At 62.9% G+C, this 24,674-nt stretch carries 21 protein-coding genes and 1 pseudogene; 17 read left to right on the top strand and 5 right to left on the bottom strand.

Going from position 1 to position 24,674, the window contains the following annotated elements; all coding sequences use genetic code 11:
- The first annotated feature begins 8 nt into the window (after positions 1-8).
- The 4 genes from J1C56_RS08275 (at position 9) to J1C56_RS08260 (ending at position 3,023) form a co-directional block, all read left to right on the top strand.
- Positions 9-1,292: an RsmB/NOP family class I SAM-dependent RNA methyltransferase gene (locus J1C56_RS08275; protein WP_214387784.1), complete on the top strand. Its 1,284-nt coding sequence runs from the start codon at positions 9-11 to the stop codon at positions 1,290-1,292.
- Positions 1,293-1,395: 103 nt separating this feature from the next.
- Positions 1,396-1,848 carry a TspO/MBR family protein gene (locus tag J1C56_RS08270; protein ID WP_214387782.1) on the top strand — a complete coding sequence of 151 codons (453 nt, stop codon included), beginning with the start codon at positions 1,396-1,398 and terminating at the stop codon, positions 1,846-1,848.
- A 79-nt stretch (positions 1,849-1,927) separates the two neighbouring features.
- Positions 1,928-2,386 carry a PaaI family thioesterase gene (locus J1C56_RS08265; protein WP_115733201.1) on the top strand — a complete coding sequence of 153 codons (459 nt, stop codon included), beginning with the start codon at positions 1,928-1,930 and terminating at the stop codon, positions 2,384-2,386.
- Positions 2,387-2,390: 4 nt separating this feature from the next.
- Positions 2,391-3,023: a 5'-methylthioadenosine/S-adenosylhomocysteine nucleosidase gene (locus tag J1C56_RS08260; RefSeq protein ID WP_214387780.1), complete on the top strand. Its 633-nt coding sequence runs from the start codon at positions 2,391-2,393 to the stop codon at positions 3,021-3,023.
- Here the strand turns inward: J1C56_RS08260 and J1C56_RS08255 are convergent.
- The gene (locus J1C56_RS08255) at positions 3,020-3,346 is read right to left on the bottom strand and encodes a hypothetical protein (protein WP_214387778.1); all 327 of its coding nucleotides are present in this window, start codon (positions 3,344-3,346) and stop codon (positions 3,020-3,022) included. The genes J1C56_RS08260 and J1C56_RS08255 overlap by 4 nt on opposite strands.
- A gap of 60 nt (positions 3,347-3,406) precedes the next feature.
- On the opposite strand from J1C56_RS08255, the gene J1C56_RS08250 reads away from it, so the two are divergent.
- Positions 3,407-3,865 carry a MarR family winged helix-turn-helix transcriptional regulator gene (locus J1C56_RS08250; protein ID WP_214387776.1) on the top strand — a complete coding sequence of 153 codons (459 nt, stop codon included), beginning with the start codon at positions 3,407-3,409 and terminating at the stop codon, positions 3,863-3,865.
- Between the two features lie 96 nt (positions 3,866-3,961).
- On the top strand, positions 3,962-5,524 hold the full coding sequence (gene guaA, locus J1C56_RS08245; RefSeq protein ID WP_214387774.1) for a glutamine-hydrolyzing GMP synthase: 1,563 nt from the start codon (positions 3,962-3,964) through the stop codon (positions 5,522-5,524).
- Between the two features lie 646 nt (positions 5,525-6,170).
- On the opposite strand, the gene J1C56_RS08240 is transcribed toward guaA, so the two are convergent.
- Positions 6,171-7,175 (bottom strand): LysR family transcriptional regulator, encoded by a 1,005-nt coding sequence (locus J1C56_RS08240; RefSeq protein ID WP_214387772.1) that lies wholly within the window; start codon positions 7,173-7,175, stop codon positions 6,171-6,173.
- Between J1C56_RS08240 and J1C56_RS08235 the strand changes: the two genes are divergently transcribed.
- The 8 genes from J1C56_RS08235 (at position 7,174) to J1C56_RS08200 (ending at position 16,180) form a co-directional block, all read left to right on the top strand.
- On the top strand, positions 7,174-8,625 hold the full coding sequence (locus tag J1C56_RS08235) for an aldehyde dehydrogenase family protein (RefSeq protein WP_214387770.1): 1,452 nt from the start codon (positions 7,174-7,176) through the stop codon (positions 8,623-8,625). The two genes, J1C56_RS08240 and J1C56_RS08235, sit on opposite strands and share 2 nt — an antisense overlap.
- A gap of 4 nt (positions 8,626-8,629) precedes the next feature.
- Positions 8,630-9,625: a membrane dipeptidase gene (locus J1C56_RS08230; protein ID WP_214387768.1), complete on the top strand. Its 996-nt coding sequence runs from the start codon at positions 8,630-8,632 to the stop codon at positions 9,623-9,625.
- Positions 9,626-9,798: 173 nt separating this feature from the next.
- Positions 9,799-11,316: a hypothetical protein gene (locus J1C56_RS08225; RefSeq protein WP_214387766.1), complete on the top strand. Its 1,518-nt coding sequence runs from the start codon at positions 9,799-9,801 to the stop codon at positions 11,314-11,316.
- Entirely contained in the window at positions 11,313-11,888 is a 576-nt protein-coding gene (locus J1C56_RS08220) for a DUF3726 domain-containing protein (RefSeq protein WP_214387765.1), read from the top strand. The genes J1C56_RS08225 and J1C56_RS08220 overlap by 4 nt, the downstream gene beginning before the upstream one ends.
- Positions 11,889-11,897: 9 nt before the next feature.
- On the top strand, positions 11,898-12,902 hold the full coding sequence (locus J1C56_RS08215) for an Ldh family oxidoreductase (RefSeq protein WP_214387764.1): 1,005 nt from the start codon (positions 11,898-11,900) through the stop codon (positions 12,900-12,902).
- A 102-nt stretch (positions 12,903-13,004) separates the two neighbouring features.
- Positions 13,005-14,009, top strand: a complete 1,005-nt coding sequence (locus J1C56_RS08210) for a glycine betaine ABC transporter substrate-binding protein (protein ID WP_214387763.1) — start codon at positions 13,005-13,007, stop codon at positions 14,007-14,009.
- A gap of 148 nt (positions 14,010-14,157) precedes the next feature.
- Positions 14,158-15,030 carry an ABC transporter permease gene (locus J1C56_RS08205; RefSeq protein ID WP_214387762.1) on the top strand — a complete coding sequence of 291 codons (873 nt, stop codon included), beginning with the start codon at positions 14,158-14,160 and terminating at the stop codon, positions 15,028-15,030.
- A gap of 4 nt (positions 15,031-15,034) precedes the next feature.
- Positions 15,035-16,180, top strand: a complete 1,146-nt coding sequence (locus J1C56_RS08200) for a quaternary amine ABC transporter ATP-binding protein (RefSeq protein WP_338001415.1) — start codon at positions 15,035-15,037, stop codon at positions 16,178-16,180.
- Between the two features lie 319 nt (positions 16,181-16,499).
- Here J1C56_RS08200 and J1C56_RS08195 read toward each other — a convergent pair whose 3' ends face one another.
- Positions 16,500-17,072 (bottom strand): TetR/AcrR family transcriptional regulator, encoded by a 573-nt coding sequence (locus tag J1C56_RS08195; protein WP_214387760.1) that lies wholly within the window; start codon positions 17,070-17,072, stop codon positions 16,500-16,502.
- Positions 17,073-17,287: 215 nt separating this feature from the next.
- Here J1C56_RS08195 and J1C56_RS08190 point away from each other — a divergent pair, with 215 nt between their 5' ends.
- Both J1C56_RS08190 and J1C56_RS08185 read left to right on the top strand, forming a co-directional pair.
- Positions 17,288-20,428 carry an efflux RND transporter permease subunit gene (locus tag J1C56_RS08190; RefSeq protein ID WP_214387759.1) on the top strand — a complete coding sequence of 1,047 codons (3,141 nt, stop codon included), beginning with the start codon at positions 17,288-17,290 and terminating at the stop codon, positions 20,426-20,428.
- 14 nt (positions 20,429-20,442) lie between these two features.
- Entirely contained in the window at positions 20,443-21,585 is a 1,143-nt protein-coding gene (locus J1C56_RS08185) for an efflux RND transporter periplasmic adaptor subunit (RefSeq protein WP_214387758.1), read from the top strand.
- Positions 21,586-21,883: 298 nt separating this feature from the next.
- On the opposite strand, the pseudogene J1C56_RS08180 reads toward J1C56_RS08185, so the two are convergent.
- Positions 21,884-22,318 (bottom strand): annotated as a pseudogene (locus tag J1C56_RS08180) (hypothetical protein); the annotation flags it as partial.
- A 203-nt stretch (positions 22,319-22,521) separates the two neighbouring features.
- A complete protein-coding gene (locus tag J1C56_RS08175) occupies positions 22,522-23,433 on the bottom strand; it encodes a TetR/AcrR family transcriptional regulator (protein ID WP_214387757.1) in 912 nt (303 codons plus the stop codon).
- On the opposite strand from J1C56_RS08175, the gene J1C56_RS08170 reads away from it, so the two are divergent.
- Positions 23,432-24,661, top strand: coding sequence for a serine hydrolase domain-containing protein (locus tag J1C56_RS08170; protein ID WP_214387755.1), 1,230 nt, complete (start codon positions 23,432-23,434; stop codon positions 24,659-24,661). The two genes, J1C56_RS08175 and J1C56_RS08170, sit on opposite strands and share 2 nt — an antisense overlap.
- Positions 24,662-24,674: the final 13 nt, after the last annotated feature.

The raw sequence follows: 24,674 nt of genomic DNA, 5'->3' as shown, positions 1-24,674 counted from the left end.
CACCGAACATGCGACTAGGCGGAAGATTGGCTGCGGCCATTGAAGTTCTCGACGATATCGAGAGGCGGCATCGGCCCGCCGCGGATGCACTGAAGGATTGGGGCCTGTCCCACCGTTTTGCCGGCGCCGGCGATCGCGCCGCGATCGGCAACATCGTTTATGACGCGCTGCGCCGGAAGCGTTCCGCCGGCTGGCTGCTCGGCGACGAAACCTCTCGCGCGCTCGGCTTCGGCGCGCTGCTGCTCGAATGGGATCAGTCGGCCGAGGCGCTGAACCAGACGCTCGATGGCGACAAGTTCGCGCCCGAGCCGCTCAGCCCGGCCGAACTCAAGGCCATCGCCGAACGCAAGCTTGCCGATGCGCCGGACGCCGTTCGCGCCGACAGCCCCGACTGGTGCGCGCCACTGCTCGAACGCGCCTTTGGCGCCGATTGGGTGGCAGAGGGCGCTGCCCTTGCCGCCCGCCCGCCGCTCGACATCCGCGTCAACACGTTGAAGGCCGACCGCGCCCGCGTCATCGGCGAGCTCGAAGGCACCCAGGCAGCGCCAATGGCACTTGCCCCGCATGGCGTGCGCATCCCACCGATCGACGGCAGCGGCCGCCACCCTAATGTCCAGGCCGAGCCGGCTTTCCAGAAGGGCTGGTTCGAGATCCAGGATGAGGGCTCGCAGCTCGCCGCCGAACTCGCTGGCGCGACCCCGGGCATGCAGGTGCTGGACTTCTGCGCCGGCGCTGGCGGCAAGACCCTGGCGCTGTCGGCGATGATGGAAAATCGCGGCCAGATATTCGCCCATGATTCGGAAAAGTCGCGGCTCGCGCCGATGTTCGATCGCTTGCGCCGCTCTGATAATCGCAATGTCCAGGTCGTCACCAAACCATCGGAGCTGTCCGGCCTCACCGGCCATATGGATCTGGTGCTGATCGATGCGCCCTGCACCGGCAGTGGTACCTGGCGGCGCCGGCCTGACGCAAAATGGCGTCTCACCCAGCGCCAGCTCGATGTCCGCAAGGCCGAGCAATCGGCAATCCTCGACGCGGCCAGCACCTATGTGAAACCGGGCGGCCTTGTCGTCTACATCACCTGTTCGGTCTTCGACGAAGAAAACGCCGACCAGGTCAATGCCTTCCTCGACCGCGACAAGCGTTTCTCGGCAGTCGATCATGCCGCGCGCTGGGCACAGCATTTCCCCGGCCGCGGCGACGCGGTTCGCTTTGGCGCCCAGGGCCTGTCGCTGACACCCGCGAGAAGCGGTACCGACGGCTTTTATTTCGCCGCCATGCGCCGCGCCTGATCAGTTCTTGGCACATTTCGTTTTGCCTTATGGCGAAGCGAAATGTGCAACCAGTTCGATGCTCTAGCGTTCTGCGCCTCGGGTGCGCAGTGCTGGAGGTCGAATGAACAGATACATTGCCTTGCTTGGTTTCATCGTCGTCGTGCTCGGCGGCGGCTTGCTCATCGGCTATCTCACGCTGCCGGGCGAATGGTATGCCGGGCTCGCCAAACCATTCTTCAATCCGCCCAACTGGATTTTTGGTCCTGTCTGGTCGGTGCTTTATCTTCTGATTGCGGTCGCAGGCTGGCGCGTCTGGCTGCGCGATCCCCATGGCGTTGCCATGCGGATATGGATTGCCCAGCTTGTGCTCAATTTCCTGTGGTCGCCGACCTTCTTCGGGCTGCAACAGATGGGCCTTGGCCTGCTGGTCATCCTGGCATTGCTTGTCGCCATCCTCGGCTTCATGGCGACGGCCGCGAAAGTGGACCGTCTCGCTGGCTGGCTGTTTGCGCCTTATGCCGCCTGGGTCGCCTTCGCCACCTTGCTCAACGCTTCGCTGTGGTGGCTCAACTGAATTCGCTTTTGCACTGCAGCATTTCCGATTGCCAGCTTTTGCCGGCTTTGCGATAAGCGGAGCCAAGAGGACATCTGATATGGCAGCCAAGATCGTACCCGCGGCCGACTATGACGAGCGCGTCAGGTCGTCCTTCGCACGGCAGAGCGCGATGCGCACCATCGGCGCCGAGCTGACGCTGGTCACGCCCGGCATCGTCGAGATCGAGATGCCTTATTCCGGTGAGCTGACCCAGCAGCATGGCTTCCTGCATGCCGGCGTCATTTCGACGGCGCTCGATTCGGCCTGCGGTTATGCCGCCTTTTCGCTCATGCCCGAAAATTCCAGCGTGCTGACCATCGAGTTCAAGGTCAATCTGCTGGCGCCCGGCAAGGGCGAGCGCTTCCTGTTCCGCGGCTCGGTCACCAAGCCAGGTCGCACCATCGTCGTTGCCGACGGCCAGGCCTATGCCATCGCTGCCGACGGCGAGGCCAAGCTGATCGCCACCATGACCGGCACGATGATGGCGATTGCCGGCCGCGACGGCATCGAGGGCTGAGATCATGCCGGTCACCCAGTTCGCCGGCCGCAACGTGCTGTTCGTCATGGCGGTCGATGCCGAATACGGCCCGCATTTGCAAAAGCTGTTCGTGCCGCTGATGACCGGCGTCGGCCCTGTCGAGGCCGGCATCAGGGTCGGCGCCGAACTGGCGCAGCTTGCCGCCGCAAACGCCTTGCCCGACCTCGTCGTCTGTCTCGGCTCGGCCGGCAGCCGTCGGCTCGAACAGACGGAGGTCTACCAGGCCATCTCGGTCTGCTATCGCGACATGGATGCCTCCGCGCTCGGCTTCGAGAAGGGCACAACGCCATTCCTCGACCTGCCGGCGACCGTGCCGCTGCCCCTGCGCATTGCCGGGGTGAGGGAAGCCAGCCTGTCGACCGGCGGCACCATCATTTCAGGTGTTGCCTACGATGCCATCCCGGAAGGCATGGTCGACATGGAGACCTTTGCCGTGCTGCGCGCCTGCCAGATGTTTTCCGTTCCGCTCATCGGCCTGCGCGGCATCTCCGACGGTGCCGCCGACATTCATCACGTCGACGACTGGACCGAATACCTCCATGTCGTCGACGAGAAGCTGGCCCATGCAGTGAACCTTCTGGGTCGCGCGATCCAGGGCGGCGAAATCAAGCTCTAGTTCGCCGCGCGCGGCAGACCCTTGGCATTGCCGAACAGGATGCCGAGCAGCTTCACCTTCACATCGCGATCCAAGTTGATATAGGTCACGGCTCCCGCTTCGTGGTCGAGCGCCCAGCGGCCGGTCACGCCATTGTCCCAGTCGACGACATAACCGCCATCGGCGAGCTTCCACACACCTTTCCTGCTTTCGCCGTCTTCGAGCAGCATGTGCGCCACCTCGCCGGTCTCGAAATAGACGTAGGCTTCCTTGCCATTGCGATCGAGCACATGCGTCGTACCGGGGACCAGCACCGACAGGGCCGATTGGTCGAGATTTGCCATTGTCGTCTCCATTGGGTATCAAGATAGTCAAGTCACTTGACGTTATGCGTGAATGGAAAAATGGTCAAGCAGCTTGACGAAAAAACTGAAGCCGCGCTGCCCGACCATGTCGGCTGGCGCCTGTGGCAGGCAAGCCGCGCCTGGCAGGCCGAATTCGCCGAGGCAATGCGTGCCGCCGGTCACGGCTGGTTCAGCGAAAGCCGTGCCGGCCTGCTCGGCCACGTCCCACGCCGCGGCATCCGCCAGGCGGCATTGATCGAGCGTGCCGGCATCTCCAAGCAGGCGGTGCAACAGCTGCTCGATGGGCTCGAGGCCGAAGGCGTCATCGCGCGCTTGCCCGACCCTGAGGACAAGCGCGGCAAGCTTGTGCACTACACGGCGCGCGGCGTCGCGGCACTTGGTGACGGCGACCGCATCAAGCTCGATATCGAGCGAGGCTACCGCGAACGGCTGGGGCAGGGACCGTTCGAGGCCCTGATGGCGGCCTTGCGCCGCCTTGCCGAGCCGCAGGCCAAGTGACTGGGCAGCGCGGCTGGCACCGCATTGCATCCCGCACTTGTCACCCATGCAATCGAGCCCATTGCACAGAACTGATTCTTTCATTAAACGCCCGCCATGAAGAACGCTGAACATCCCGACACCGTCCTCATCATCGACTTCGGCAGCCAGGTGACGCAGTTGATTGCGCGTCGCGTCCGCGAAGCCGGCGTCTATTCCGAGATCGTGCCCTTCCAGTTGGCGGCAGACGCCTTCAAGCGGATCAACCCGAAAGCGGTAATCCTCTCCGGCAGCCCGCATTCGACAGTCGACATCGGCAGCCCGCGCGCCCCTGACGCTGTCTTCGAAGCCGGCATCCCGGTGCTCGGCATCTGCTATGGCGAGCAGACGATGTGCGCCCAGCTCGGCGGCAAGGTCGAGGCCGGCCACCACCGCGAATTCGGCCGCGCCTATCTTGAGATCGAAGACGACAGCGCGCTGTTCGACGGCGTCTGGGCCAAGGGCACCCGCCATCAGGTGTGGATGAGCCATGGCGACCGCGTCACCGCCATTCCCGCAGGCTTCCGCGTCATCGGCACCTCCAACGGCGCGCCTTTCGCTGCCATTGCCGACGAGGCCCGCAAGTTCTACGCGGTGCAGTTCCACCCTGAGGTGGTGCACACGCCTGACGGCGCCAAGCTTTTGCGCAACTTCGTCCACAAGATCGCCGGCATCGACAGTGACTGGACCATGCGCGCCTATCGCGAGCACGCGGTCGAGGCGATCCGCAAGCAGGTCGGCGACAAGAAGGTCATCTGCGCGCTTTCGGGCGGTGTCGATTCTTCGGTCGCGGCCCTGCTCATCCACGAGGCCGTCGGCGACCAGCTCACCTGCATCCTCGTCGACCATGGCCTGATGCGCAAGAACGAGGCGGCCGACGTCGTCGCCATGTTCCGCGAGCACTACAATTTGCCGCTGATCCTCGTCGACGCCGCCGATCGCTTCATCGACGCGCTCGAGGGCGAGGCCGATCCGGAAACCAAGCGCAAGACCATCGGCCGCCTGTTCATCGAGGTGTTCGAGGAAGAGGCCAAGAAGCTCGGTGGCGCCGATTTCCTCGCCCAGGGCACGCTTTATCCCGACGTCATCGAAAGCGTGTCCTTCACCGGCGGTCCCTCGGTCACGATCAAGTCGCACCACAATGTCGGCGGCCTGCCCGACCGCATGAACATGAAGCTTGTCGAGCCGCTGCGCGAGCTGTTCAAGGACGAGGTCCGCGTGCTTGGCAAGGAACTCGGCCTGCCCGACAGCTTCATCGGCCGCCATCCGTTCCCCGGACCGGGTCTTGCGATCCGCTGCCCCGGCGGCATCACCCGCGAAAAGCTCGATATCCTGCGCCAGGCCGACGCCATTTATCTCGACGAGATCCGCAAGGCCGGCCTCTACGATGCCATCTGGCAGGCCTTCGCCGTACTGCTGCCGGTGCAGACCGTTGGCGTCATGGGCGACGGCCGTACCTACGAATTCGTCTGCGCCCTGCGTGCCGTAACCTCGGTCGACGGCATGACCGCCGACTTCTACCACTACGACATGAACTTCCTCGGCCAGGCCGCCACCCGCATCATCAACGAAGTCCGCGGCATCAACCGCGTCGTCTACGACGTGACGAGCAAGCCGCCCGGCACGATCGAGTGGGAGTGACGGATACAAACGGCGGCAATCGCGTAATTTCGGCGGCGAACTCCGCTGTGGCACAATGTCATTGCGTAGCTCTTTCCACTGAGCTGGCGTTCTCCATCTATGCCTTGCCAGTCCGATCTGCGCCCATTTTCGAGATGATGTAAAGTCGCTTAAGGGGCGGGAGTGCCCTGGCGTAGAGTAGCTTGCACAAAGGCGGGTCTGCTTTGCGCCTTGAAAGAGACATTGCCGGTGAGCACGACGAAGATCGCGGTGCGATATTTCAGGACATTGGCCTAGCTCCTCCCAAGCAGACTTTGCCTTCAACGGCCGGATTCAAAGTACCATCAGTGCATTCTACCCGCCATTTGGGTACATTACTTCCAACCCTACCTCAGTGAGTGCCCGGCTCATTTCGGGCTTGGCGGCGCAACCGTCACGACTCAAACTTATGCTGGATCCCTTGAGCGTCCGCTCTTGTATGCAATTTCGAGGCCGCAATGAGCCTTCCGGTTGGGAGTCTGCCAGAGAATGACTTCAAAGCCTTCTACGCGTCCGGCGCAATCACCGGCTGTGTAGGGTCGCGACTTGCGCCGTAGGATAGGCACTGCAATTCTCGCCGGGCTGCGCCAGTCGCGCGGCGACAAGCCGATGCACAACATTGCCGAAGTCATGCGCCATTGAGCGTTCCCAAGTGCTCTGCAACCATGGCCGGGATTTGCTCAACTGCAAAGGCGCGAAAGGCGGCAGCGACGGGGGAGGGGGGAATGTCGCGCCGTTCGACCAGTCCGACCTGTCTGCTCGCCGCGGCGTCGGCAAGTTCAAGCACCGCCACCCCGTCGTGGGCTCCATGCATGGTCAGCGACGGCAGGATGGTGAGGCCGAGCCCGGCTTTCACCAATGCCACCAGCGAGGTGACGTTGTAGACGGTGATGAGCGACTGTGCGGAGAGCCGCTTGTGCTCCTCCGCCTCGATCCTGTCTGACGCGCCGTTGCGGATCAACGTCGCGCCGCTCAGGTCACTCCATTCGACAGGACGTTCGAGGCGGCAGAGTTCGTGGTCATCCCTGCAAAGCAGCTTGAACCGGTCACTGAAGAGCGGCGTGAACTCCACCCCACCGCCGGCGCGGCTCTCGCCAGCAATGCCGATGTCGGCGACGCCGCTTTCCACCATGCGCCGCACCTGTGCGCTGTCGATGTCGAACAGCTCGACCTGGACTTGCGGCCGGGTTTCGAGGAACCGCTGCAGGATCGGCGGCAGCACGTTCGTCGCAACCGAGGGCACCGAGGCGATCGACAGGCTGCCGATGCGGCTGTGCGCGAAGGCCCGCATGATGCTGACCGACTTGTCGAAGCTCCGGATCTGCTCGCGACCGAGGTCGAGCATCAAATTGCCTAGGGCGGTCAGGCTGTTTTTGCGGTCTGTCTGGAAAAGCGGCCCGCCGATCTCGTCTTCCAGTTGCTTCAAAGTCATCGAAACGGCCGAAGCCGTGCGACCTACCGCATCGGCCGCGTCCTTGATGTTGCCGCTCTCGGCTACCGTGACGAAGACGCGCAATGCTTCAAGTTTGATCATGTCACCAACTTCAATTCTTCTGAAATTGATAACAGAAATATCTGCTTGATTGAAGTGGCTTGGTGGCGGATTTTCCATGTGAGCAATGGAGACCGACATGGCAGAACACTACGCCAACCTGATCGGCGGCCGGTGGAGGCTGGGCGAACGCTTGCACGAAAACCGCAACCCGTCCGATGTCACCGATCTGATCGGTCTTTATGCGCAGGCCGGCGCGGGCGATGTCGACGAGGCAGTCGCAGCTGGCCGCGCGGCGATGCCGGCCTGGCGGGCGACAGGGCTCGAACAACGCCAGGGGTTCCTCAACAGGATCGGCATGGAGCTGATGGAGCGCTCGGCCGAGCTCGGCGAACTGCTGTCGCGTGAGGAGGGTAAGCCGCTCGCCGAAGGGCGCGGCGAGGTGTTCCGCGCCGGACAGTTCTTCACCTATTACGCGGCCGAAGTGCTGCGCCAACTCGGCGAGAATGCCGATTCGGTGCGGCCCGGCATCGAGATCGACATGCGCCGCGAGCCGATGGGGCTGGTGGCCGTCGTCTCGCCCTGGAACTTCCCGATTGCCACCGCCAGTTGGAAGATCGCCCCAGCTCTCGCCTATGGCAACGCTGTCATCTGGAAGCCGGCCAACGAGACTCCGGCCTCGGCTTGGGCGCTTGCGGACATCATTCATCGCGCCGGGCTGCCGGACGGCACGTTCCAGCTGTTGATGGGGCCGGGCGCGGTCGTGGGCAATGGACTTGCCGGCCACCGCGGCGTCGATGCCATTACCTTCACGGGGTCATACGATGTCGGGCGCCAGGTAGCGGTCGCTGCGGCCGCGAACCTGACAAAGTTCCAGTTGGAACTCGGCTCCAAGAACGCCCTGCTGGTGATGGATGACGCCGACTTCGATTTGGCCGTGGCGGCTGCCATTGGCGGTGGCTACTCCGGCACCGGTCAGAAATGCACCTCCTCTTCGCGCCTTGTCATGCACGAGAAGATCCACGACGCCTTCGTGGAGAAGCTTACCGCAGCGGTTGGCGGATTGAAGGTTGGCCATGCGCTGGCGGACGGCACGCAGATCGGCCCTGTTGTCAGCGAGCGCCAGCTCGCCGCAAACCTCGCTTGGATGGATCGCGCCCGTGCCGCTGGCGCCGAGGTGGCGGTCGGCGGCGAGCGATTGCAGCTTGCTCATGACGGCTTCTACATGGCGCCGGCGCTTTTGACCCGCACCACCAATGCGATGGACTTCAACCGCGAAGAAATGTTCGCACCTATCGCCGCTGTGCTGAAGGTTGGGTCCTATGAAGAGGGGCTCGCCGTCGTCAATCACACACGCTTCGGATTGGTCGCAGGCATCTTCACCAGCTCGCTCGCCCGTGCCACCCATTTTAGGCGACATGCCGAAACGGGCTGCGTCACCGTAAATCTGCCGACAGCGGGAACCGACTATCACGTGCCGTTTGGTGGGCGGAAGGATTCGAGTTTCGGCTCACGCGAGCAGGGCCAGGCGGCGGCCGAATTCTACACCCAGATCAAGACAGCCTATATTCGAGCGGGGGAGCCGGAGTAAGGTCATGGACGCGAAAATCGCCAGCCCTGTCGTCGACTGCCTGCAATATGCAAATTGGAGCCCGAGCGTCTTCGCCGAGATGCGGGCCGGCGGCGTACATGCCGTACATGCCACCATCGCCTATCATGAGAATTTCCGCGAAACGGTGGCGAACATCATCGCCTGGAACCGCCATTTCGAGCGCAATTCCAATCTCATCTTCCCCGGCCGCTCCGGCAGCGACATTGAGCGGGCGATGCGCGAGGGACGCACGGCCATCTTCTTTGGTCTGCAGAACCCGTCGCCGATCGAGGATGACATTGGCTTGATCGAGGTCTGCCACGCCCTCGGCGTGCGTTTCATGCAGCTCAGCTACAACAACCAGTCATTGCTCGCCACCGGCTGCTACGAGGATGAAGATCCCGGCATCACCCGCTTCGGCCGCCAGGCGATCGCCGAGATGAACCGTGTCGGCATGGTCGTAGACATGAGCCATTCCGCTGAGCGCTCCACGCTGCAGGCAATAGAACTCTCGGCGCGGCCGATCGCCATCACCCATGCCAATCCGCACTGGTGGCATCCGGCGCTGCGCAACAAGTCCGACACCGTGCTGAAGGCGCTGACGCGTTCGGGTGGCATGCTTGGCTTGTCGCTTTACCCTCACCATGTGAAGGACGGATCGAACTGCACGCTGGAGAGCTTCTGCACCATGGTCGCGGAAACCGCCTCGCGCTACGGCGTCAAGCATGTCGGCATCGGCAGCGATCTCTGCCAGGATCAGCCGGATTCGGTGGTTACCTGGATGCGCAACGGCCGCTGGTCGAAGGTGATAGACTACGGTGAAGGCACGGCGTCGGCTGCGGGCTTTCCCCGGCAGCCAGACTGGTTCGCCAGCAACGCGGACCTCGGCAACCTGCGCGGCGGCCTGCAGAAGGCCGGCTTCTCCGAGGAGGAGGTGGGCGACATCATGGGGGGCAACTGGCTGCGATTCTACAACGCATCCTTCGGGCCGATGTCATGACGGACACGCCACTCGACCTCGAGGCAGGACCGGCGCTGGCGCTTCGTTCGCCTGAAGTCGTCATGCGCCTGCGACGGATGGGGGCCTCGTTTCCGACGCGGCTCAGCTTCCTGCGCAGCCTGATCCGGCGTCTCGCCGCTGGCGGTGCGACAGTGCACCGCCAGGTCTGGCGTATGGACGACCAAGGCTTCGGCGACGCGGTCTACACGCTCAAGCTGGGTGGGTACGACTACAGTCTCGTTGCCTTCTCCTGCCCGCTTCCCGATGAGCAGCGCTCCGACCGCGTCATCGCGGAGGCCTGGGACACGAGCTATGTGCTTTATGACGGCATTCCTGACAACGCCGAGATAGAACGGCTGCGGGAAAATGCACCGCGGCAAGAGGCGGGGCGTTTTGGCCCACGTGACCTGGTCCTGAGCCGTGCCAACAAGTCCATGCGCTTCTTTGAACATGTTGCCTACAATCTGGCGCATGGGCGACAGCCCGAACGAGATCGCCTCGGCGAGGTCGGCTACCTGCTGCGCACTACCGCCGTCTACGGCAACGGCAAGTTTGGCATTGCTGATCGTTTCGTTCTGGCGGAACGCGAGGGGCTGGGCGGTCCCTTCCAGGCCGAGATGCTGACGGTCTGGCTGATCCGCGAGTTCTCCCACGATCTCGTCGAGCACGTCGCCCGATGCCGCGCGCCAGAAACCTTCGTGCCGCTTGCGCCGGAGTTGCGTCGCCACATTGGGGTCGGCAATTCCACGGGTCTCGGCATGGCGCCGTTTCTGGCAAATCATCCTCAGCTGCTGAACAACTGGGTTCTCGCACGAGAGATCGCGCTGGCGCGGGTGCGGTCCAAACAACATCTCAATGCAGCGTCGCTGGACCGGCTGGCCGAGCTCTGGCGGCAGGCCGGCATGCATCTCGACCAGTGGTCGGTCGAAGACGATGCCTTGATGGCACGCATCCTGGGCCTGCGTGGCGAATGGGCTGAAGCCCAAGCCTGGATCGCCCCTGCAAGGCTGCGGGCCATATCGTGTCCCGTCGAGTCACTGCTCGATCGTTCGCGATTCATGTCCGTGGACTTTCAGGAGTTGCTTGCAGCACTTGTCATAGAAATGGCGGGAGCTGAAAACGACGATCTTGTGGACACCATGGCGGCGGTGCGGGAAGCGACATTCCAGCCAGGCATGAGGCTTGCCGCACTTCGCGGGCTCCTGCGTGACCACTATGGCTGGGCCCTGGCCGTCGCGTTCGACAGGCCGGCGGAGACTGCTCAGTTCTGGTATGTTTCGCAAGAAAAGCTGGAGCCACGACTTGGCCGTCGTGCCTCCGAGCCCGGCGCGGATCTCGAACTCCCGCTCGATATCGCCCGACAGATGCAACGCCTTGCCGCCGACCTTGCGGACGAGCCGGAAACGAAGACCGTCGCTACGTTTCTCGCCCGTTTCCCCCAGCATCGTCATGCGGTCCGCCGCATGCAGATAGCTGCCAACGCTCCCTATTCGGAGATCCACGACAACCTGCTCTCGGACCGCTGCCTGCCTATCAACCTGCTGCGCTGCAAGCTTGCCTTCTTTGGCGCATCGAAGTTCGACCCGCGGTCGGACCGATGGACGCGCATCACGCTCTTCCAGGGCGCACCGACCGCGGGCGAAATCGCTGCCGGCGAAACCAACGATTGCTGGCTCCCGGTGCTGCGATGATGACGATCCTGCTTTCCTACAACGAAGTGCAGACGCTCGCCCGCAAGGCTGCCAGCGGAGCGGGACTGCCTCACGGCATCGCGGAAGACATAGGCCATGCTGCCGTCTGGCTGTCGGCGCGTGATGTCGATGCGATCGGGGTCGTTGTCGCAGCCCTTGCCGACCACTGGCCGGCAATTCTCGCCGGCCAAGCGGCCATAGATAGGCTGTGTTGTGGCGAGACGAAGGAGGTCGCCCTCGAGGAGCGGGATTGCCGCCTGCTGCTAATAGGCCTGGCGGGTGCGGCGGCGATGAACGCGGGATTGGGCCTCGCGGTGCGGCATGAAAATGGCGATGTGGTGCCGCTCACGCGCGCGAGCGAAGTCGCTGATCGGGTACCGTCAATCGTGGCCCTACGCCTAATGCCTAATGCTAGTGGTGACGTGTCCGCGTGCTTCGGCGCGCGGCGGCCGGCGGCAACCGATGCGGAGGCCTACGCAGCAGTACTTTGCCTGGCGGCGAAGACTTATGTGCCCGCCTCCGAATTGTCGCGCGCCCAGGGCGCCGGCGCCGGTACCACCGACAACGATTGAGGATTGTTCATGACCGAGGGGACAATGACGCTCGCCGCGGTCGAGCAGCTGTGCCTGCGCGCCCTTATCTCGGCAGGTGCCTGCGAGGACAATGCAGCCGCGGTAGCCCGCTCGACGATGCTGGCGGAGCGGGACGGCATCCGCAGCCATGGCCTACTCTACGTGCCGATCTATGCGGAGCATGTCCGTTGCGGCAAAGTCGATGGCAAGGCGCGCCCCATGGTGTCGCAGCCGCGCCCTGGTGCCGTGGTCGTCGATGCGGCGACTGGTTTCGCCCATCCTGCGATCGATGCCGGATGGGATCGATTCATTGCCGCCGCACGGCTCAACGGCATCGCTGCGATGACGGTGTTCAATTCCTATAATTGCGGCGTGCTCGGTCATCACGCCGAGCGCATCGCCGAGGCTGGACTGCTCGGGCTCTGCACCACTCATGCACCGGCTTCCATAGCGCCACCGGGCGGCCGCTCACCGGTCATTGGCACCAATCCGTTCGCGCTCGGCGTTCCAGATGGTGCAGGCGGTGTTGCGCTTGTGCTCGACCAGTCGGCGAGCGTGGTCGCGAAATCGGAGGTCCTGCTGCGCTCGCGGGAGGGAAGGCCAATCGAGCCCGGCTGGGCGATTGACGAGCAAGGCGCGGACACGCTCGATCCCGCCGCGGCGCTGAAAGGCTCGATGCTTCCGGCCGGCGGCCACAAGGGCTTCGGCGTAGGGTTCCTGGTGGAAATTCTCGCATCGTGTCTTGCGGGCGCCGTCCTCAGCAAGGATGCGAGCCCGTTTTCCGGAACGTCGGGCGGGCCGCCGAGAACCGGACAGTGTTTCGTCGCCTTCGACCCTTCAGCCTTTTCGACAGGCTTTTCGCATCAGGTCGCAAGTCTCGTGGACGCCATCGTCCGGCAAGGCGACGTGCGCCTTCCTGGTAGTGGCCGGCAGGCCGCGCGCCGCCGCACGGAACGGGAGGGCGTGCGGGTCGATGCCGATCTTGTGGGTCGCATCGAGGCACTCTGTCGCTAAAGTTTTTCTGAAATCCAGATCAGTTATTTCGGTTTGATAAAAGTGGCTGCTTTCTACATCGTATCCCTCGAGGCCATTACAACGACAACAAAGGGAACTGCGATGAAGCTCAAGACATCCATTCTTGCGGGAGTTTGCCTTGCCTGCATGGTTCTCGGCAGCAATGCCGCTAAGGCCACCGAATGCGGGACGAAGGATCCGATCACGATCGCCGAAATGACCTGGCTGTCCGCCGGCACGCTCGCCTATGTCACCAAGGAAATTCTTGCCGAAGGCTATGGCTGCAACGTCGAGATCGTGCCCGGCGACACGGTGCCAACCGCTTCGTCCATGCTGGCTAAGGGAGAGCCTGACATCGCACCCGAGCTCTGGGTCTCGACCGTCAAGTCGACCTGGGACCAGATGCTGGCGAAAGGAACGGTCTACAAGGCCGGCGACATCTTCGCCAGCGGCGGCCAGGAGGGCTGGTGGATCCCTGATTACATTGCCGAGGCTCATCCGGAAATCCGTTCCGTAAGTGATCTCAAGGACAACTGGCAGGTGTTTGAGGATGCGTCGAACCCCGGCAAGGGCCGGTTCTATGCTTGCCCGCCCGGCTGGGGCTGCGAGATCATCACCAACAACCTGGTCAAGGCGCTTGGCCTGGAAGCGACCTATGAGGTCTATCCGACCGGCTCGGGCGCCAACCTCAAGGCGATGATAGCCAGGCAGGTCTCGCGCAAGAAGCCGTTCATCGGCTGGTACTGGGGTCCGACCGAGGTGATCGGTAAATACAAGCTCAAGGTGCTCGAAATGCCGGCCTATGACCAGGCGAAGTTCACCTGCCTCACCGACGCCAAGTGCGAGAAGCCGGAACTGACGGGCTGGGCCGTCGGCGAAGTTGCGGTCGCGGCCACCACCAGCCTCAAGGACAAGGCACCTGCCGTCGCCGAGTTCCTGTCGAAGATGCAGGTGCCCAACATCGAGATCAGCGAGGTGCTGGCCTGGGGCGACGACAACAAGGCCTCGCCCGAAGAGGTCGCCACCTATTTCTTCAAGAACTACGAACCGATCTGGACGAAATGGGTCCCGGCCGATGTCGCCAGCAAGGTGAAAGCTGCGCTCTGATCGCAGCCTGGCGGTCGCGCATCTTCCCCCAGACGCGGCCGCCTTTTCGCATACGAATGCCTGACGCGCTTTTGCGCGGAACGTCGGCAACCGGCCGCCACTGCGAGAGCGGCGAGTAGCAGGTCGCCAACCTTGAAAGGGTCATGCCGTGGCAGACAATTTTCCCGAGCTCATCGACACGCGCGGGCTCCGCTTCGCGATCGACGACGGCTTCAGCTGGGTCGTGGCCAACTATGGCGACACACTCGAACGGTTGCTGGGGCCGCTGCTCAAGCTTCTCGGCGCCATGGAGGCGTTCCTGCAATGGCTGCCCTGGTATGTCACGATCGCCGGCATCGCCCTGTTGACCTACTCGGCCTCACGAAACCTGAGGATGACCGGCAGCGCGGTCGTCATGCTGTTCTTCATCGGCGCCGTGGGCTTGTGGAACGATGCCATGGCCACGGTCGCGCTGATGCTCGCAGCGACCGTAGTAGCTGTTGTGGTTGGCATACCGCTCGGCATCCTGATGGCGCGTTCCGACCGGTTGCGATCGATTGCTTTGCCGTTGCTCAACATCATGCAGACGCTGCCAATCTTCGTCTATCTCATTCCCTTCGTCATGCTGTTCGGACCCGGCAAGATCCCGGCCATCCTCGCCACCGTGTTCTTTGCCATCCCGCCAGTCATCCGACTGACCGATCTCGGCATACGCCAGGTCGACGGCGAGGTGGTCGAGGCGATTGTCGCCTTTGGCGCGACACCAAGCCAGAAACTGGTGAAGGTCCAGATCCCGCTCGCCCTGCCGACCATCATGGCCGGCATCAACCAGACGACGATGATGGCGCTGTCGATGGTGGTCATCGCTTCGATGATCGGCGCGGGCGGGCTCGGCTACCAGGTGTTGCAGGGCATCCAGCGGCTGGAGGTGAGCCGGGGCCTTGTTGCCGGCATCGCCATCGTCTTCCTTGCCGTCATCTTCGACCGCATCGCCCAGTCCTATGGCCGGCGTGCCCAGAAACACCTTGAGCACGGGGAGTAGGACCGTGACGGTTTCGGATGTGAAAATTCAGGTCGACAAGGTCTACAAGATCTTCGGCAGCAGGCCGGACGATGCAATGGCTGCACTCCACGCCGGCGCCGGAAAGGCGGAGGTCCTGCAGAAGACCGGCTGCATCGTCGGGCTCAAGGGTATCGATTTCTCGATTCGGCGCGGCGAGACCTTCGTCATCATGGGGCTTTCGGGCTCGGGAAAATCGACGCTGATCCGCCATTTCAACCGGCTGATCGAGCCGACCGCAGGCCGCATCCTCGTCGACGGCCGCAACATAATGGACATGAATGCCAAGGAGTTGCTGGCATTTCGCCGTAGCGGCATTTCCATGGTGTTCCAGCGTTTCGGTCTGCTGCCGCATCAAACGGTGCTGGAGAACACGATCTGCGGGCCGATCCTGCAGGGTGTGGATCGGTGCGAGGCGATGAAACGTGGCATGGAGCAGCTCGAACTCGTCGGGCTCAAGGGGTTCGAGAACCGCTTTCCCCGCCAGCTCTCTGGCGGCATGCAGCAGCGTGTCGGCCTGGCCCGGGCGCTTGCGACGCAGGCGGACGTGCTCTTGATGGACGAGGCCTTCAGCGCGCTCGACCCGCTGATTAAGAGCGACATGCAGGAACAGCTGAAGGAGATTCAGGCACGACTGAAGAAGACCATCATCTTCATTACGCACGATCTCGACGAGGCGCTGCATCTCGGTGATCGCATCGCCATCCTGAAGGACGGCGAGTTGCGTCAGGTCGGTACTGGCGAGGAAATCCTGTTCCGCCCATCGGACGACTATGTCGAGCGTTTTGTCCGCAAGGTCGATCTGTCGCGCGCGCTCTGTGCCAACGACGCCTTTGCCAAGGTTCCTGTCCTGACGCAAGCTGAAGCCGCGGGGGGGCAGACAGCGGCACTCTTGCTCCAACATCCGGCGGTGATCGTCGCGCATGGCACGGAGATGCGCGTGCTTACCTCTTGCGAGCCGCACAGCACAAAGCGGGTTGCGTATATCGATGCAGCCGCCACTCTTGGCCAAAGCTTCCCGCTCCTGGCGGGCGAGAAGACCGTGGTCGTGATGGACAACGGGGCTCCCGCCGGGATCCTCACGCGCGAAATGGCGTTCAAGGCGCTTTCCCGGTCGACGCACGCAGCCTGACGCACAAGTCGCTGCTGCGTGAACCGGGGAGCTGGTCTCCGTTGACCGCTCAACGCCTCTCAATTACCGCAGGTACGCGTCGCATTCAGGGCGGATTGTCGGCATGCATCTCCTTGATTAAGTCGATGGTGCGCGTCGTCATCGATGATGGGGAGTGACAAATTGTGACGCCGAAGCAGGCCATTGCATGCAGGGTCGTGTATGTCGGCTTTGCGCCTATCTCGGATCGTTTACTTCCGTTCCCTGGAGCAGACGTCAATGTTGATGCGAGGTGACCAAGCGGTCGATTGGCGGCTCCCGGATACCGCTGCTGCCAATATTACCTCATGAAATCGTCGACGATCATGTCTGCAACCTTCACGAAGCGCGTTGCGGCTCCGCCGGGCCCGGCGCTGCGCCAGTTCGTCCGCGCGCCCTCGACCAATAGTGTCAACGCATCAACCAGAAGTTCGGCATCGGCGGCGCCGGCGGCACGGCAGAGCTCGACCAGTCGCTCCCGGTAAAGGCCGCGAAGGTCCTCGATGAACTGCCGCGCGGGATGGTCGCTCTCCATCAATTGCGCGGCGGCATCGAGAAGCTCGCAATTGCAATGTTCGACGGTGACGAATTCACCGGCGCGGCGGACCCAGTCGCTCAGTTGCGCCCTGGGATCACCGGGATTGGCGGCCTTGATACCCTCCCAGAAGGCTTCAGCTTCGCTTGCTGCCTCCTGCAGGCAGACAAACACCAGGTCGTCCTTCGAGCCGAAGTGGCGGTAGAGCGTCATCTTGTTGCTGCTTGCGGCCTCGGCGATCGCATCGACACCAATGCCCTTGATGCCATGCTTTCTGAACAGGTCGCGCGCAGCGTCGATGATCCGTTCTCGTGGTGGACATCTGACAGCAGCTGTCATCAACGTTTCCTCGCTTCCAATCTTGTCGCTGGAACGCCCTTGACAATGTTACCGATCCGTAACATTTATCCTGTTACTAGATAGTAACATCCACCATCGCAAGTCAATATCGGGTTGTTCAAGAGCAGCGCACGGTTCCGTGCGCCGCAACGGTTTTTCGTTGCCGTCTCCAAGGCAGCCATCGACCATCACGAGCCGCCTCGGAGAGAACCATCATGGTCAACTTCTTCATCCTGCGGCCGATCTTCGCTTCGGCGATCGCAATCATCATGGTGCTGGCCGGCGCCATCTCCTACTTCCTTCTGCCCGTCGCGCAGTTTCCCGACATCACCCCGCCGCAGATCGTCGTCGCCGCCAACTATCCCGGCGCCAGCGCGCAGGTCGTGGCCGATACGGTGACGACGCCGCTGGAGCAACAGCTGAACGGCGTGCCGGGCATGCTCTACATGTCCTCGACCAGCTCGAATGACGGGTCGGCGCGCATCATCATCTCGTTCCAGGTCGGCTACGACGTCGACATCGCCGCCATGGACGTCCAGAACCGCGTCTCGCAGGCGGCGCCTTCCCTGCCCGCCCTGGTCAACCAGACCGGCGTCACCGTCATCAAGCAGAACCCCAACTTCAACGTGCTGGTCAATCTCAGCTCGCCTGACAAGTCGGTCGATTTCACCACGCTGTCGAACTACGCCTATCTGCAGATCCTCGACCCGATCAAGCGACTGCCCGGCGTCGGCGACGTCCAGTTCTTCGGCGAGCGCCGCTATTCCATGCGCGTCTGGCTCGACCCCGACAAGATGGCGAGCCTCGGCGTCACCGCCGTCGATGTCCAAAACGTCATCCAGGAGCAGAACATCCAGGTCGCCGCCGGCAAGATCGGCCAGTCGCCGGCTCCATCAGGAACGCCGTTCGAGATGCAGGTGAGTGCCGTCGGTCGGCTGAGCGACCCGCAGCAGTTCGGCGAGATCATCCTGCGCGTCGATCCTGAAACCCACGCCGCAATCCATCTGCGCGACGTGGCGCGCATCGAACTCGGCGCTTTGTCCTATTCGTCGTCCTTCAGCCTTGACGGCGAAGACAGCGTCGTGCTCGCCGTTCTTCAGGCCCCGGGCTCCAACGCCCTAGACCTGCAGAGCAGCGTCAAGGCCAAGATGGACGAGCTGTCGAGCCGCTTCCCGTCGGGCATGTCCTACAACATGTTCTACGATACGACACGCTTCGTCTCCGCCGCGATGGACGACGTGGTCAAGACGCTCATCGAAGCGCTCCTGCTCGTCGTCTTTGTCGTCTTCATCTTCCTTCAGAGCTGGCGCGCCACCATCATCCCGATCATCGCCATTCCGGTGTCGTTGATCGCCACTTTGACGGTGATGTATCTGCTCGGCTTCTCGCTCAACATGCTGTCGCTGCTTGGCATGGTGCTGGCCATCGGCCTGGTCGTCGACGACGCGATCGTCGTCGTCGAAAACGTCGAACGCCAGCTCGAAGACGGCCATCCGCCGCTCGAGGCGACGAAAATCGCCATGAAGGAAGTCACCGGCCCGATCATCGCAACGACTGGCGTGTTGCTCGCCGTCTTCGTGCCTGTGGCTTTCATACCTGGCGTCGCCGGCCAGCTTTACAACCAGTTCGCGCTGACGGTTGCGATCTCGTTTGCCATCTCGGCCTTCAACTCGCTGACGCTCAGCCCGGCGCTGAGTGCTGTGTTCCTGCGCCATCGCGGCGCGCCGAAATTCATCCTGTTCCGCTGGTTCAATGCCGGCTTCAACTGGATGTCGAACGCCTATGCCGGCAGCATCCGCAGCTTCGTGCGCTGGCGCTGGGCGTTCATCGGCCTGTTCGGGCTCGCGCTTGCCGCAACCTACGCCTTGTCCCAGCGCATTCCCTCCACCTTCCTGCCTGTCGAAGACCAGGGCTACTTCTTCGTCGTGCTGCAATTGCCCGACGGTGCCTCGGTGGAACGCACGGCAGCAGTGGCGAAGACGTCGGAGGAAATTCTCCGCGAGCTGCCCGGCGTCGAATCCGTCGGCTCCGTCGTCGGCTTTTCCTTCCTCACCTTCGCCAACCAGTCCAATGCCGGCGTCCAGTTCGCGGTGCTCAAGCCCTGGGACGAGCGCGGCCCCGGCGAAAGTGCGACCGAGCTCAAGAACATCGCCCAGGGCAAGCTGATCCAGATTCCCGAAGCGCTGGTTCTCGCCTTTGACCCGCCCTCCATCCAGGGTCTGGGTGCTACCGGCGGCTTCGAGTTTCAGGTCGAGGACCTGACCGGCCGTGGTGCCGCAGCACTCGATGAGGCGACGCAGGCCCTGCTCGCTGAAGCCCGTAAGCAGCCGGAGTTGAACCCGTTCACGCTGTTCACTACCTTCAGCACCTCGACCCCGCAATATTCCTACGACCTCGATCGCAACAAGGCGAAGCTGCTCGGCCTGAACCTGCCTGACATCTTCTCGACGCTGCAGATCTATCTGGGCTCGCTCTATGTCAACGACTTCAACCTGTTCGGCCGCACCTTCCGCGTCACCCTTCAGGCCGAACAGCAGGCGCGCGCCGCGGCCACCGACATTTCACGGCTCTATGTCCGCAGCAATACAGGCGACATGGTGCCGCTCAGCACGCTGGGCGCGCTGAAGGCGGTTTCGGGACCGGAAACGGTCACCCACTACAACAATTATCCCTCGGCCCTCATCAATGGTGCGGCAGCCGAAGGCTTCAGTTCGAGCCAGGCGGTCGCCGCCATGGAGCGTGTCGCGGCAACCGCCTTGCCCAGGGACTTCTCCTTCGAATGGACTGGCATAACCTATCAGGAGATCCGCGCCGGCTCGATCGCCAACCTCGTCTTCGGCCTCGCCATCGTCTTCTGCTTCCTGGTCCTGGCCATGCAGTATGAAAGCTGGTCGATGCCCTTCGTCGTGCTGCTCGCCGTGCCGCTCGCTTTGCTCGGCGCTCTACTTGCGATCTGGGTGCGGGGCCTGCAGATCGACGTCTATTCGCAGATCGGTTTTGTCATGCTGATCGGCCTCGCCGCCAAGAATGCGATCCTGATCGTCGAGTTTGCAAAGCGCCGGCGCGAAGAAGGCGTCGAGATCGTCGCTGCCGCCGTCGAAGCCGCGCGCCTCAGACTGCGCCCGATCCTGATGACGGCCTTCGCCTTCATCCTGGGTGTCGTGCCGCTGATGCTGGCGTCAGGTGCCGGCGCCGCAAGCAGGCAGTCGATCGGCACCACCGTCTTTGGCGGCATGTTGATCGCAACCGTGCTGACGCTTGCTTTCGTTCCGATCTTCTACGTCGTGCTTGAAACCTGGCGTGAACGTTTCGCGCGCCGCCCGTTGCCCACCCAGCTGGTCGAGCCGGCCGAATAATCAGGAGTATTACGATGCGCATTTTTAAACTCGGTCTGAACGGCAGCCTTCTCGCTTTGGCTGTGGCGGGCGGCTACCTGCTTGCTGGCTGGGACGTCGGCAGCACGACTGCGGGTGCCGCACCATCGGCTGCGGCGCCCCAGGCCATGCCGGTGCCGGTGGTCGGCGTGGTCAAGAAGACGATTCCCATCTATCTCGAATATGCCGCGCGCACCGAAGCCATCCGCAATGTGACGCTGCGCGCCAAGGCGTCGGGCTATCTGCAGGAACAGCCGGTATCAGACGGCGCCGACGTCAAGACAGGCGACCTGCTCTACAGGATCGAGGCCTCGGACTATCAGGCCGCACTCGATCAGGCCAAGGCGCAGATTACGCGTGACCAGGCGTCGCTCGAATACCTCAACTCCAGTCTCAACCGCGGCAACAAGCTCGCCGACAACGGCTATCTCGCCAAGGACGGGTTCGACCAGCGCCGGAGTGCGGTGCGACAGGCGGAAGCGGCGCTCGCCATATCACGTGCGGCCTTGCGGACGGCCGAGATCAATCTGAAAAACACCGAGATTCGTGCCCCCTTCGACGGTCGCCTCGGACGCAACCAGGCGCCGGAAGGCACGCTGGTCACCAGCGCCGCCGGCACGCCGCTCAACAATCTCGTGCAGCTCTCGCCGGTCTACATCACCTTCAACCCCGGTGAGACCGAACTGGCCGAGATCCAGAAGGCCTTTGCCAGCGGCACGGTGGAGACCGAGGTCATCATCCCCGGCAGCGACAGCAAGCCGCGTCAGGGCAAGCTGACTTTCATCGACAATGCCGTGGAGCGCAACACCGGCACCATCGCCGCCCGCGCGACGATCGAGAACAGCGACTTCTCGCTGCTGCCAGGCCAATATGTCCGCATCCGCCTGCATATCAGGGAATTGCCCAACGCGCTGATGGTGCCGCAGACGGCACTCGGCTCCAGCCAGTTCGGCAAGTATGTCTATGTCGTCGGCAAGGATAATCTGGTCGAACAGCGCGTGGTCGCCCTGGGCCCCACCGATGGCGATCTGGTGACGCTGACAAACGGCATCAAGGAAGGCGACAAGATCATCTCCGGCAACCTCCAGAAGATATTCCCGGGGGCAGCAGTTCAACCGCTCGATGCTGGCGGCGGTTGATCATCCCGCATTTTGCTCGACCAATGCGGAGGAGATGCGGCAACAACACGGACGGACGGCTTCGCGCCCTCTGCTAGAGGCGATGGGCCGTTGGGCGGTATAGGATCTCGTTGACGGCCATCTCGTCCGGCTGGCTGATGGAGAACGGCATACTACTGGCGAAGTTCGATGTGGGAATGGCCGCTGCTGCTGGTTTGAATGCGGCTCGCGCTTCGCCGTTACGCGCATCACATGAAGAGAAACGTTGGAGTGAATGCCGGTGATTAGAGCGCGCTACACATTTAACCGACGCAAGCGTTCAAATCAGCACGAAGTCGTTGTAGCTAACATTGGAAGGGCCATTGGCGAGCGTTCCGAAGTGGATTTGGGCTTGGGGGCCGGAACCTGCCGTCATGCCGTTAGCGCTGTTGTAGAGGATGTGGTCATCTGTATCGTGCGCCTCGCTCCTTTGTAGAAGTATGCGGGTTTCAGGAGCTCGGAGCCACTCATGCCCCTTGAAGATTGAGTTCTCCAACCAGATCGTGTCACTGGCATGGTTGAAATCGGCGATCCTGTCTCTGTTTGCCACAAGCGCGCTGTCGAGAATGAAATAATCGTTGCCGGATCCGCCCGTCAGCAAGTCACTCCCCGTGCCGCCATAAAGCCGGTCGTTGCCGGCTTCGCCTGTAAGACTGTCGTTTCCGGCGCCACGATAGAGCCTATCATAACCCGCCCGGCCGGTGAGCTGGTCGTTGCCAGCCCCCCATCCACAATATTGGCGCCTGTGCTACCGATGAACCTGTCGCACCCTCCATCGCCGCGAAGGTTCTCGATACTGATCAAATCGTCTTCGACGAAGGCCGAACTTGGAGACCATGTCACACGGCTTCGAGCTGTTCCTGCAGGTATGCCGATACGAAGGCTGAGTCTTGGCCCCGTCGCCGACCAAAGCATCACTCATTCAACCTTTTCCTCACCGGCATGACCACATCCAGCGAGGAAGAAGTCGACAGCTTCGGAGACGTAGCGGTCGGCTTTCGCTTTCACCAGCGTAGCGCCGGGACCTGCCAGCGCGCGCAGCCGCGACGGTGACGAGACGAGCTCGATGAACATCACCGCCGCCATGCGCGGCGACGGCATGAGCGGAAAGCGCCCAGTGGCGCGCAGCGCTGCCATCACGTCGACGACCGATCCGGCCAGGCGGTCGTAAAGCTCGGTGGACATACGCGCGAGCTCGGGCATCTGCTGGCCCTCGGCGAAGATCAGCCGGTAGACGCGCACCATGTGCGGCGTCTCGTGCAAGGCGATGAGCCCTTTCGCGAGGTTGAGCAACAGCTCGCGCGGTCCCTTGCCGCGCGGTTCGACCGGCGCATACGGCACGCCGGCATCGAGCATGCGGCGCACGGCGGCCTCGAAAATCTCGTCCTTGTTGGCGTAGCGCGCATAGAGCGTCTTGCGCGTGATACCGGCCGCCCTGGCGATCGAGTCGATGGTCGCGCGCTGATAACCATGCTCCAGAAAAGTCGCCTCCGCTGCGTCGAGGAGCCGCTCCTCCAGCGCCGCCGTGCCCTCCGCCGACAGTCGGCCCGGTCCTCTTGTCTTTGATTTCGCAGGCATTCTCGCGTTTCGCCTTCCACGCATCCAGTCCGCTCGAACATAGCCATTCGAAAAAAAGATACAAGATTGGATATTTTCTTCTTGAATAAAGATACACGTGTGGATATTTGGTCGCTCATCGAACGGGAGAACCCGACGTTCGAACATCGGCCGAACCTGACGCGCGAAAAAGCACGGCCGGACATTGCGCAGAATTTCAACCGAGAACAGCGCCGCCAATCGGAACGATTTGGCGTGAGAGGAGAGAGTCATGCCTAAGGGCCAGTATCGTTTCGACGAAGACGACATCGTCCAGGGCTGCGTCGACGTCACGTTCAGCAACCTGATCGAGAACACGATTGGCGGATTCGTGAAGCCCGGCTTCGAGCCGGTGCGCGCGGCTTTCGCTGCCAATTTGAACAGCGGTTCCGATATCGGCGCCTCGACCGCGGTATTCGTCGACGGCGAATGCGTCGTCGATCTGTGGGGCGGTCATTTCGACCTCACCTACACGCGTCCCTTTGGGCGGGACACGCTGGTGAACGGCTTCTCGTCCACCAAGACGATGTCGGCGCTCTGCGCGCTTCTGCTCGCCGATCGCAGCGAGATCGATCTCGATGATCGCGTCACCAAGTACTGGCCGTCGTTCGGCGAGAGCGGCAAGGGCGAGGTGAAGGTCCGCGAGATCGTCGGGCACACCTCCGGCATGGCCGGCTGGACGGCGCCGATGACGTTGAAGGACATCTACGACATCGAGAAGTCCACCGCGATGCTGGCCGAACAGGCGCCGTGGTGGAAGCCTGGAACGGGCGCCGGCTACCACGGCTTCACCATGAGCCATTTGATCGGCGAGGTGGTGCGCAGCGTGACCGGTCTGGGGCTCGGCGAATTCTTCGCGAAGGAAATTGCCGGACCGACGGGTGCCGATTATTTCATCGGCACGCCGGAGGAATGCGACTCCAGAGTCTCGACGCTCATTCAGGGATACCCAATCGCGCCGGACGGCAACGCCTTCTACAAGCGCTGTCTCTTGAACCCGGTCGCGCGCCCGCAGGACAGCGCGTCGATCGCCTGGCGCAGGCCCGCGATGGGCGCTCTGAACGGTCACGGCTCCGCACACGGCATCGCCGCCGCGCAGTCCATGCTGGCCAGCGGCGGCATCGCCGGCAAGCGGCTGATGTCGGACGCTGGCCGCATGCGGGTGCTCGAGCAGCAGGTGAAGGGCACCGACCTTGTCCTCGGCCTGCCGATCGACTGGGGCGTGGGCTATGCGCTCAACTCGCCGGTGACGCCCGGCTGGACCGGCGGTCCGTCGACTATCGGCCGCAGCGTGGGGCACTGGGGCGGCGGCGGCGGGTCGCTGTCCTATGTCGACCTCGACGCGCGCATGTCGTTCGGCTTCGCACCCAACCGTTGGACCTCCGGACCGCACGAGCAGGACCGCTCGATGACGATCCTCAAGGCGGTCTACCAGTCGCTCACCCAGGCCGGGAAGCGCTAACGCGCTTCCCGGG

The sequence above is a fragment of the Aminobacter anthyllidis genome, from assembly GCF_018555685.1.
Taxonomy (GTDB): Bacteria; Pseudomonadota; Alphaproteobacteria; order Rhizobiales; family Rhizobiaceae; genus Aminobacter; species Aminobacter anthyllidis.
The sequence above is the reverse complement of the archived record's forward strand: the minus strand, read 5'-3'. Positions and strand labels throughout refer to the sequence as shown.

Coding starts and splice junctions, on each gene's coding strand:
- J1C56_RS08275 (WP_214387784.1), top strand. CDS start 9: ATGCGACTAGGCGGAAGATTGGCTGCGGCCATTGAAGTTCTCGACGAT.
- J1C56_RS08270 (WP_214387782.1), top strand. CDS start 1,396: ATGAACAGATACATTGCCTTGCTTGGTTTCATCGTCGTCGTGCTCGGC.
- J1C56_RS08265 (WP_115733201.1), top strand. CDS start 1,928: ATGGCAGCCAAGATCGTACCCGCGGCCGACTATGACGAGCGCGTCAGG.
- J1C56_RS08260 (WP_214387780.1), top strand. CDS start 2,391: ATGCCGGTCACCCAGTTCGCCGGCCGCAACGTGCTGTTCGTCATGGCG.
- J1C56_RS08255 (WP_214387778.1), bottom strand. CDS start 3,346: ATGGCAAATCTCGACCAATCGGCCCTGTCGGTGCTGGTCCCCGGTACG.
- J1C56_RS08250 (WP_214387776.1), top strand. CDS start 3,407: ATGGTCAAGCAGCTTGACGAAAAAACTGAAGCCGCGCTGCCCGACCAT.
- guaA (WP_214387774.1), top strand. CDS start 3,962: ATGAAGAACGCTGAACATCCCGACACCGTCCTCATCATCGACTTCGGC.
- J1C56_RS08235 (WP_214387770.1), top strand. CDS start 7,174: ATGGCAGAACACTACGCCAACCTGATCGGCGGCCGGTGGAGGCTGGGC.
- J1C56_RS08240 (WP_214387772.1), bottom strand. CDS start 7,175: ATGTCGGTCTCCATTGCTCACATGGAAAATCCGCCACCAAGCCACTTC.
- J1C56_RS08230 (WP_214387768.1), top strand. CDS start 8,630: ATGGACGCGAAAATCGCCAGCCCTGTCGTCGACTGCCTGCAATATGCA.
- J1C56_RS08225 (WP_214387766.1), top strand. CDS start 9,799: ATGGACGACCAAGGCTTCGGCGACGCGGTCTACACGCTCAAGCTGGGT.
- J1C56_RS08220 (WP_214387765.1), top strand. CDS start 11,313: ATGATGACGATCCTGCTTTCCTACAACGAAGTGCAGACGCTCGCCCGC.
- J1C56_RS08215 (WP_214387764.1), top strand. CDS start 11,898: ATGACCGAGGGGACAATGACGCTCGCCGCGGTCGAGCAGCTGTGCCTG.
- J1C56_RS08210 (WP_214387763.1), top strand. CDS start 13,005: ATGAAGCTCAAGACATCCATTCTTGCGGGAGTTTGCCTTGCCTGCATG.
- J1C56_RS08195 (WP_214387760.1), bottom strand. CDS start 17,072: ATGACAGCTGCTGTCAGATGTCCACCACGAGAACGGATCATCGACGCT.
- J1C56_RS08190 (WP_214387759.1), top strand. CDS start 17,288: ATGGTCAACTTCTTCATCCTGCGGCCGATCTTCGCTTCGGCGATCGCA.
- J1C56_RS08185 (WP_214387758.1), top strand. CDS start 20,443: ATGCGCATTTTTAAACTCGGTCTGAACGGCAGCCTTCTCGCTTTGGCT.
- J1C56_RS08170 (WP_214387755.1), top strand. CDS start 23,432: ATGCCTAAGGGCCAGTATCGTTTCGACGAAGACGACATCGTCCAGGGC.
- J1C56_RS08175 (WP_214387757.1), bottom strand. CDS start 23,433: ATGACTCTCTCCTCTCACGCCAAATCGTTCCGATTGGCGGCGCTGTTC.